The organism is Tahibacter aquaticus, from assembly GCF_004363655.1.
GTDB lineage: Bacteria > Pseudomonadota > Gammaproteobacteria > Xanthomonadales > Rhodanobacteraceae > Tahibacter > Tahibacter aquaticus.
Map to the genome: position 1 here is coordinate 1 of NZ_SNZH01000044.1, position 7,899 is coordinate 7,899.

A 7,899-nucleotide genomic window follows, 5' to 3' on the forward strand; every position below is an offset into this window, starting at 1 on the left:
GAGAATGACGAGACGCACTGGGTCGGGCACGACCGCACCAAGACCATCGACCACGACGAAACCGTGCACGTCAAGCACGATCGCACCGAGACGGTGGACAACAACGAAACCATCACGGTGCACAACAACCGCACCGAAACGGTCGACGGCAATGAAACCATCACTGTCCACAAGAACCGCACCGAAACCGTCGACAAGAACGAAACCATCACCGTCCACGCGAACCGCTCGCGCACGGTCGACGGCAACGAAAGCGTGGCGGTGAAGAAGAACCGCAGCAAGAAGGTCGACAAGAACGAGCTGGACCGCATCGGCAAGAACTGGTCGGTGAAGGTGTCGCAATTCAAGACCGAAAGCATCGGCAAGGCGTCGCTGCAGCGTGTCGGCCTGGCCAAGGCGACCCAGGTCGGACAGAGCTATACGCGCAACGTCGGCACCATGATGACGACGACGGTCGGCCGCAGCCGCAGCGATCGTGTCGCCAACAACCACAGCAGCAATGTCGGTGACACCTACAGCGTCACCGCAGGCAAGGCATCCAACGTGAAGATGGATGGCGACAGCATCTCGCTGACCATCGGCAAGTCGTCGCTGGTGATGAAAAAGGACGGCACCATCCGCCTGCGCGGCGTCAAGATCGAGGTCGATTCGAGCAAGGGCCAGCGCTATACCGCCAAGGGCGGCAATATCCAGATGAAGGGCAAGAAGATCCTGGAGAACGGCGGATGAGTGCAAAACTACCCGCCGCCGCGGCGCCGCCGGAAAAGACCGACGCGGTGGAAGACGCCACCGGCCTGATGCAGGCGCTGATGCGCCGCCCGGCACAGGAAAGCGCGCCGGAGCGCATCGACGGTGTGCTGATCGGCGTGCTGCACGATATCGACGAAGCGGGCAGCCCGCGCGTGCTGGTGCCGGGCTACAGCGATTCGCCGCGTGTCGCGCGTGCCTGCTGCACGCTGGCGCCGGAGCAGGCCGGCCAGCAGTGCGCGCTGATGTTCGAAGGCGGCGATCCGGCCCGGCCGCTGATCATGGGCCTGCTGCAGCAGCCGGTCATCACCTTGCAGACACGCGGCAGTACCCAGGCGCGGCAGGACGTGGATACCTTGCACGTGCGGGCCGAACATGCGATCGAGCTGCATTGCGGCAAGGCCAGCCTTCGCCTGACCAGCAACGGCCGCGTGGAACTGCGCGGTACCACGGTGATCAGCCACGCGACCGGGCTCAATCGCGTCCGTGGTGCGTCGATCAAACTCAATTGAGGCGCTGGCAAATGGCGGTCGCAGCGCAGCTATCGTGTCCGAGCCTGCCCCGGCGCCAATGTGCAGGGCCGATCTGCGCAGACGTCGCCCGGGTGCAGGCGGCAAACGTGAACCTATCGGAGCTTTGCTGACGCCATGGAGATTCTCAACGGCACGCCCTTCCTGCTGGAGGCCACCCAGGCAACGGAGAAATCCGGCCAGACCTTGCTGGTGATACTGGTCAAGGGCACTTTCGATTTTCCCGCCGTCGACGGCGAGCTGCCGCAGGCGGCCAGGCAGCAGGTTCCCGTGCTGGTGGCCGACCAGTTCGAAGGCGAGCCTGGCGTGTCCTCGCCGCTGTTCGAATGCGACTACGCCACGCGCAAGCGCCGCTGTGACGTGATCGTGCGCGCCAGCGCCTGCGCGCCGCAGGGCCAGCCCGTCGCCGAACTCGATGCGGCGTTCCGTGTCGGTGCCTGCGAGAAATGGGCGCACGTGGTCGGCGATCGTGTCTGGCAGCGCGGCGTGATCGACCTCAAGCCCAGCGCGCCGCAACCGTTCGTGCGCATGCCCATCAGCTACGGCCGCGCCTACGGCGGCAGCTGCGAAGAGCGCGGCCTGATCTATGCGCAGGAAGCCAATCCGGTCGGCCGCGGCTATTCCGGACCGCAGCGCCTGGCCGATCTGCACGGCCAGCCCGTGCCGAACGTGGAGCAGCCCGGCGTGCCGATCGAGCGTGCCGATGCGGCCTACACGCCATGGTCGTTCGGCCCCATAGGCCGCAGCTGGCAGCCGCGCCTGCGCCTGGCCGGCACCTACGACGAGCACTGGCAGGAGGAAATCTTTCCGCTGCTGCCGGCCGACTTCGACGACGGTTTCTTCCAGTGCGCGCCGCCCGACCAGCAGATCGATTTTCCCCGCGGCGGCGAGGACGTGCGCCTGCTCAACCTGCATCCGACCCGGCCGCATATCCATTTCCCGCTGCCGAACCTGGACATGCCGCTGGCGGTACTGGACAGGCAGCAGAAGCTGCATTTCCCGCAAGCCGTGGTCGATGCGGTGACGCTGGATGCCGAGTCGGCGCAATTGATCGTGACCTGGCGCGCGCAGCTGCCGCTCAAGCGCAACCTGCGCGAAGTGCAGCTGCTGGCTGGCGGCAACGTCTGCCGGCGCTGGTGGAAATCGCGCGTACTGGGCACGGCCGATTGCGGTTGCGGCGGCATCGAGACCGACGATGAAGACCTGGCACCGGTGACGGCGCCGCTGCACGGCTGGGAGGAGGCATGAGCGAGCCCTCGCCCTTGCACGTCACCGGCGCCGGTGCGGTTACCAGCGTAGGCCTGAGCCTGGCCGCCAGTGCGGCAGCGATTCGTGCCGCCGTGGACAATTTCCACGAAACCCAATTTTCCGACCAGGACAGCAATCCGCTGCTCGGTGCCGCCGTGGCCTTGCAATTGCCCGGCGACGTCGACGGCAGCCGCACCGGCGGCAGCGAACGTTTCGGCCGCATGCTGGCGATGGCGATCGAGGAATGCCTGGGCAATGCCGGCATCGCCTTGCCGTTGCCGCCCGGCGTGCCGCTGCTGCTGCTGGCCGACGACACGCGTCCCGGCCCGCTGCGCGACACCGCTTACGCCGCCTATGCGCGCTGCGCGCACTTCTTTGCCGAGCCGCAGCAGTTGCATATGCAAGCGTTCACCAGCGGCGAGTCGGCCTGTATCTCGGCGCTGGCAGCGGCGCGTGAATTCATCGCCAACGGCGCACCGGCCGTGCTGATCGCTGCGGTCGACTCGTGGCTCAACGTGATGGACGTGCGCAACGGCGTGCGCCAGGACCGCTTTCTTGCCGACAGCCAGGCCGCCGGCTTCGTGCCGGGCGAAGCCGCGGCGGCGATCCTGCTGCAGGCGCAGGCCCAGGCGGCCGCGCCGGCACTGCAATTGCGTGGCCTGGGCCTGGCCGAAGAGCCGGCCGCTTTCTTCGGCGAGCAGCCCTGCCATGGCAAGGGCCTCGCCGCGGCGATCCGGCTCGCCCTGGCCGAAGCCGGACTGAAGGCACATGAGATGGACCTGCGCCTTTGCGACGTGGCCGGCGAGGACTATTTCTTCGAGGAGTCGGCCTATGCCTGGGGTCGCGTGCTGCGCGCCGACCTGCCGCCGGGCTACGAATACCTGCAGCCGGCCACGCGTGTAGGCCATGTCGGCGCGGCCTTCGGCCCGCTGCTGATCGGCTATCTGTGGCAGTTGGCCAAGGTCGGCCGCCTGCGCGGGCCGCATGCGCTGGTACATCTGTCTTCCACGCAAACGTTGCGCGGCGCCCTGGTGCTGTCGCAGCGTCTGCACTAGTCCATCGCAAGGAGAATCGACGATGGGACGCCCCACTCATGTCTATGCCAACGGCAACGAGATCGCGACCAAGGCGACGACGGGTCAGGCCTCGGCCTGCTTTCCCGATGTCTGCTTTTCGCCGCCGCCGCCGCCGCCTGCACCCAAGGTCGGCGTGCCGGTGCCGTATCCGAACACCTGCTTCGCGCGCGACCTCACCAAGGGCAGCCGCACGGTACTGATCCGGCGCAAGCTGATCGCCAAGGAGGACAAGTCCTATTTCCGCACCAGCTACGGCGACGAGCCGGCCACGCCGGCGTTCAAGAAAGGCCTGATCACCAGCAAGATCAAGGGCAAGTGCTTCTTCGTGCGCTGGTCGCCCAACGTCAAGGTGGAAAGCAAGTGCGTCGACCGCCATTGCGACATGGTTACGCACAACCACAGCAATCCGCCCAATGCGCTGCTGCAGGCCTATATCGCGCGGCAGAGCATGGACACGGAGAAGTGCGCCGACGACAAGAAGAAGATCGACGATAACTGCGGCCCCAAGCCCGACTCCACCCAGAAGCCGGAGAAATACAACTGGGTAAAGGAACACTGCGGCGACATGGCCAATCGGCCGGGCGAGCGCAGCGACGTCGATGCCGCGGTGGACACGGCGAACGCCAAGAGCGATCCGTGCCTGAATGCGCGCAAATGCCAGCTGGTGCCGTATTCGGCTACGTCCAACCACAAGAAGACCGACAACCCCAAGCAGGGCGGCTGCTGCCCGGGCCAGACCGGTCATCACCTGCTGCCCGACGGCATGTTCCGCAAGCCCGAGGGCAAGGCGGCCGCCGTCGCCGCCTGGGTCGCCGAGAAGGAAGGGCGTGACGAAAAGAAGATGCCGCGCAACAAACTGCCGACCGAAGACTGCTGGGACGGCTATACCGAAGGCGGTGGACTGACCATCTGCGCCGAAGGCGGCAACCCCGGCGGCGGGTCGCACGACGCCTTGCACGAAAAAACCAAGGAGACCCTGAGTGGCTACCTGGGCACCTCGCGCACCATCCCGTATACCGAGGCGCGCGACAAAGTGTCGGACATCGTCGCCGAGGAATTCGGCTGCAAGGCGTCGTGTATCGCCGAGCAGCTGGATTCGGCCTACGGGCCCATGCGCAAACAGAGCGAGGAGTGCGGGTCGCTGGGTTCCGCCACCGTCCTCGCCCATTCCGGCATGAGCGGCGACAGCAAGCGGGCGATGAATGCGGGCCGCATCGGCGCCATCGGCAATCGTTAAGGGAACGGCATGATCATCGACAAAGAAAACTGGAAGCGCTTCGTCTCGGGTTTCGGCGTGGTCGGCGGCCTGATCGGCTTCGGCAATTCGCGCTACTGCTTCATCCTCGAAGAAAAGGAACGCAACGTCCATCGCGATCCGCCGCCGAAAACCCGCCTGCTGTTCGCGCGCATGGAGCGGCCCATGGAGCGGCGTTTCTATGCGGTCGATTTCAGCCAGCTGGAATTTCCGCGCTTCGCCAGCGCGACCACGGCCGGGGTGGATGAATTCATCGTCTGCGACATGGACGGCGTCACTGTCGTCTACAACGACGTCGTCGCCGAGATCGGCGCCGAGCAACCCGGCATCGTCACGACTTGGTCGGACGAAAAGCACAATGCGCCGGTAAAGCGGCTCAAGCGCGTCAACGGCAAGCTGTATGCGATCTGCCTGGACCGGCGTGTGCTCCTACGCCAGGGCAGCAACCGCTGGGTCGAGGTTGCGGGGCTGGCACGACCGGCCGAGCGTGCGGACAAGCGCGTTTCCAATCTCGGTTTCGGCTTTGCCGACATGGATGCGTTCGCGCCCGGCGATACCTATGCGGTCGGTGGACGCGGCGAGGTGTGGCACTACAACGGCAAGGAGTGGCGGCGCTGCGATTTTCCATCCGACGATCCGCTCAAGACCGTCTGCTGCGCCGGCGACGGCAAGGTCTATATCACCGGCAACCACGGCTCGCTCTGGGTTGGCGGCGGTGATACCTGGAAACGTCTGGCGGCTGCCGAATACACCGTCTCGTTCAACGACACGGCGTGGTTCGCCGACCGGCTCTGGCTCTCCAACGACTACGCGTTGTATACCTTGGAGAAAGACGCCATACAGCCGGCCGCGGTGCCGGATTTCGTCCAGCTGAGCACACGCCGCCTCGATCTGTCGGCCGATCGCAGCCTGCTGCTGTCCGCCGGCAAGCATGGCGCCTCGCAGTTCGACGGCAAGCAGTGGCAGCTACTATTCAGCGCCACCGAGCTGGGCTGACCTCCACGCCATGAACCTGATACGACCGGCCGTGTGGGCTGTGCTGGAACAACACCTGGAAGACGCGGCCTTCTGCTGGCTGCGGCGCCAGGACGCCCTGTGGAGCCCGCTGTTCTCCCGCGACGAACTGGGCCTGGTCGATCGGGTACTCGATGCACACCTGGAAGGCTTGCGCGTGGCCGGTGCCGCGGCGATAGCGCCGGCACTGGAAAACCTCGAACGCTGGCAGACGCCGGACGAAGCCTTCGTCAGCACGTATGTGCTGGCGCATACCCCGGCGCCTACCGCGCTGGCACAGCTGGAGGGAGCGATCGGCGACGATGAGGAGCTCGCCACCGGTGCCGCCGCTGCGCTGCTCTGGGCCGGCAGCGATGCGGCCCTGCCGCTGCTGCAGCGCTGGTGGAATTCGAGCGAGCCGGCGCTGCGCCACGCCGCCTTGCCGGCGGCCATGCGGCATCCGCGGGTCAAACGCAGCACGGTCGTGCTCGACAGCGAGGAAGACGCCGACCCCTGGCTGCGCGCGCGCGCCTATCGCGTGATCGGCGAGTGGCGGCTGGAGGAATTTCGCGATCGCGCGCGGCGCGGCCTCGACGACATCGCCGCGCGCTGCCGTTTCGAGGCAGCGGCAGCCTTGAGCCTGCTCGGCGATGCGAAGGCGGCCGAGCGTATCGAGGAAGAACTGCCGGCCCTGCAGGGGCGCACGCGCCGCCGCGCTGTGCTCGCCTGGGCGGGAGGAGTGTCGAGCGAGGCGTTTGCGCTGGGCTTCAATCGGCTGGCGCAAGACCCTGCCTTGCACCGCGACCTGATCTGGGCGCTGGCCTTCCGCGGCGATGCGGCTGGCCTGTCGCAGCTGGCCTGGTGGTTGCAGTTCCCCGCACATGCCCGCCTGGCGGCATATGCCATCAGCCATGTCACCGGCATGGATCTCGAAGAAGAAGGACTGTGGCAGGAAGACGCCGCGCAAGCCGACGACGGCGATGAGGAAGCCCCGGCAGACGACAGCGACGATGTCGACGAAGACGACGGCCTGCTCGATCCGGATACCGCGGGACTGGCCGCCTGGGTCGATGCCCAGGGCGTGCGCTTTCTGTCCGGCCATTGCTATCTGGGTGGCGAACCGCTGCAAACAGCGGTATTGCGCGACGAACAGGCGACCTTGCCGCAGCTATGGCAACGGGCCTATCGCGACTGCCGTCGTGGCGATGCCGTGCCACTGACACAGATGTGTTCGCCGGTGCTGGAGTGACCCGGCCAGTGGCACCCTGGGCCATCGGCAGGGTGCGATGAGCAAACGCGAATGGCATGGCGACGTTGCGGCAAGGCGTGTCGCACGTACCTGCGGCGCAATTCGTTGCGCTCGTCGGCGGCTTGCGTGGTGCGCGGTCGCGTGCTGATCAACGGACCAGCCCGGTACTGCATAAATTTCAGGCCGCTGTAACGGCCGCGCAACATGTCCACGGGCAGCAACAGGCCCGCTGCCGCCGCAGGCAAATCGTGTCCATTTGGCACTGTGTAATTCTGCAACTGACCCCGCGCGAAGCACTGGACATGCCTATAGCTTTGCGTCAATGTGATGCAGTTGCTGTTTCCTTAACCGCCAGGGAAGTTAAGGTACAGCCTGGGTTAAAGCCACCGCGTGGCGCGGTTGCTCAGTGGGTCGCAGTGCATTTGGGGCTGTCGGCGCTTGCTGTCGTGCGAGTGGATCGCGCGGAAAACCTGCCAGTTGGGAATAATGCCGCCGGCTTCAGCAGCCGGCTAGGCTGCCGGCTTGCCTGTCGGCCCGTCATCGCCTGGACCTGCGCAAGGATCGATTAATGAATCGCACTTTGAACGTCACCACTCCCTTGGGCCCGGAAGTGCTGCGCTTCGACAGCTTGCAAGGGCGCGAATCCTTGTCCCAGTTGTTCGACTTCCAGCTCACGATGAAGAGCGAAGAAAAAGGGCTATCGGCCCAGGCCATGCTGGGCCAGCCGGTGACCGTCGATTTCGAACTGGACGGCGGTGCCCGGCGCTACCTGAACGGCCAGTGCGTGCACTTCCGCTCGGC

At 65.9% G+C, this 7,899-nt stretch carries 8 protein-coding genes; all 8 read left to right on the top strand.

All coding sequences use genetic code 11. The annotated features are described in order from the left end of the window. A partial coding sequence (locus DFR29_RS28600) for a bacteriophage T4 gp5 trimerisation domain-containing protein (RefSeq protein ID WP_425598905.1) occupies nucleotides 1–729 on the top strand: 729 nt, incomplete at its 5' end. Next, nucleotides 726–1,259, top strand: coding sequence for a DUF6484 domain-containing protein (locus DFR29_RS28605; RefSeq protein WP_133822055.1), 534 nt, complete (start codon nucleotides 726–728; stop codon nucleotides 1,257–1,259). The genes DFR29_RS28600 and DFR29_RS28605, both read left to right, overlap by 4 nt. Before the next feature lie 135 nt (nucleotides 1,260–1,394). Continuing rightward, nucleotides 1,395–2,525 carry a DUF2169 family type VI secretion system accessory protein gene (locus DFR29_RS28610; protein WP_133822056.1) on the top strand — a complete coding sequence of 377 codons (1,131 nt, stop codon included), beginning with the start codon at nucleotides 1,395–1,397 and terminating at the stop codon, nucleotides 2,523–2,525. After that, nucleotides 2,522–3,580: a hypothetical protein gene (locus DFR29_RS28615; RefSeq protein ID WP_133822057.1), complete on the top strand. Its 1,059-nt coding sequence runs from the start codon at nucleotides 2,522–2,524 to the stop codon at nucleotides 3,578–3,580. Before DFR29_RS28610 ends, DFR29_RS28615 begins: the two co-directional genes overlap by 4 nt. A gap of 22 nt (nucleotides 3,581–3,602) precedes the next feature. Further along, nucleotides 3,603–4,838, top strand: coding sequence for a PAAR-like domain-containing protein (locus DFR29_RS28620; RefSeq protein ID WP_133822058.1), 1,236 nt, complete (start codon nucleotides 3,603–3,605; stop codon nucleotides 4,836–4,838). Between the two features lie 9 nt (nucleotides 4,839–4,847). Next, nucleotides 4,848–5,852, top strand: coding sequence for a beta propeller repeat protein (locus DFR29_RS28625; RefSeq protein ID WP_133822059.1), 1,005 nt, complete (start codon nucleotides 4,848–4,850; stop codon nucleotides 5,850–5,852). Between the two features lie 10 nt (nucleotides 5,853–5,862). Next, nucleotides 5,863–7,098 (top strand): HEAT repeat domain-containing protein, encoded by a 1,236-nt coding sequence (locus DFR29_RS28630; RefSeq protein WP_133822060.1) that lies wholly within the window; start codon nucleotides 5,863–5,865, stop codon nucleotides 7,096–7,098. A gap of 568 nt (nucleotides 7,099–7,666) precedes the next feature. Beyond that, nucleotides 7,667–7,899 (top strand): contractile injection system protein, VgrG/Pvc8 family (locus DFR29_RS28635; RefSeq protein WP_279571544.1); only part of this gene is annotated, 233 nt, incomplete at its 3' end.